This is a genomic window from Streptomyces sp. UH6 (genome assembly GCF_013421635.1).
In the GTDB taxonomy this organism is placed as follows: domain Bacteria; phylum Actinomycetota; class Actinomycetes; order Streptomycetales; family Streptomycetaceae; genus Streptomyces; species Streptomyces abyssomicinicus.
The window spans coordinates 1-1,229 of record NZ_JACADT010001323.1 but is presented as its reverse complement, the minus strand read 5'-3'; the positions used below and the strand labels follow the sequence as shown (position 1 = coordinate 1,229).

General features: G+C 72.2%; 1 protein-coding gene. It reads right to left on the bottom strand.

What is annotated here, in order from left to right; all coding sequences use genetic code 11:
* On the bottom strand, positions 1-1,008 hold a 1,008-nt coding region (locus HW445_RS31605), incomplete at its 3' end, for a sugar phosphate isomerase/epimerase (protein ID WP_180224200.1).
* Positions 1,009-1,229 lie beyond the last annotated feature (221 nt).

Sequence of the window (1,229 nt, the reverse complement as noted above, 5' to 3'; positions counted from 1 at the left end):
GCCGCGCGGCACCGCCGGCCCGGTGTTGACCAGGATCCGCGCCTGACCCTGCTCCCACAGGTCCACCGGCTTGGAGCGATGCCTGGCCGTGCGGGCGAAGCCGAGCGCGGTCAGGGTGGCGCCGAGCGGTTCGGCGTCCGGGGTGACCAGTTCGGTGAAGGCCACACCGGTGGGCACCACCCGGGGCGGGAGCTCGTCGATGCCCGCCTGCTCCTGGAGGACGAGCAGCGACCTCCGGGCGTCCACGGCGGTGGGGCCGGCCTCGGCCTGCCGGAACACGTCGTTGAAGACCTCCAGGGAGAGCGGCCCCCGGTAGCCCGTCCGCATCACGTGGCGCACCAGCCCGGCGACGTCGAACCCGCCCTGGCCCGGGAAGCAGCGGTAGTGGCGGCTCCACTGGAGGACGTCCATCGCGAGCAGCGGGGCGTCGGCAAGCTGGAGGAAGAAGATCTTCTCCCCGGGGATGTCCTCGATGCCCTGGGGGTCGGAACCCCTCGAGAGGATGTGGAAGCTGTCCAGGCAGGTGCCGAGCGCGGGGTGGGCGGCGGCCTCGACGATCCGCCAGGCGTGGTCGTAGGTGTTGACGTGCCGACCCCAGGCCAGCGCCTCGTAGGCGACGCTGACCCCGAACTCCTGCGCGTTCTCGGCGAGTTCATGCAGCTGGGCGGCGGCCAGCGCGTCGTCGTCGCGGGCGAGCGGGGACACGCTGGAGCACACCAGCACGGTGTCGGCGCCCAGACGGCGCATCAGGTCGAACTTGTGGCGGGCGCGGCGGAGGTTGCGGGCGAACTCCTCGGGCGGCACCGCCTCGATGTCCCGCATCGGCTGGTACAGCTCGATGCGCAGCCCGAGGTCGGCGCACCGGTCCCGGATCTCCTCCGGTGTGAGCGGGCTGGCCAGCAGGTCGTTCTCGAAGATCTCCACACCGTCGAATCCGGCGCGGGAGGCGGCGGTGAGCTTCTCGGTGAGCGAGCCACTGAGGGAGACGGTGGCGATGGAGGTGCGCATGGCGTGGGGGCTCCTTGCTGTTCGAGGAACGCGAACTGGTGTGTGGGGGCGGGAGACACTCGGTGTCCGCGGGCCACGGCCGCTCGGGGATCACGGGTGCTCGGGGGATCACGGGTGCTCGTAGGTCACGGGTGCTCGTAGGTCACGGCTGCTCGAGGGTCACGGCTGCTCAGGGGTCGGGGCGCCGTCGTCGAGGCGGTGCCGCCGCCGCTCAGCCGCAG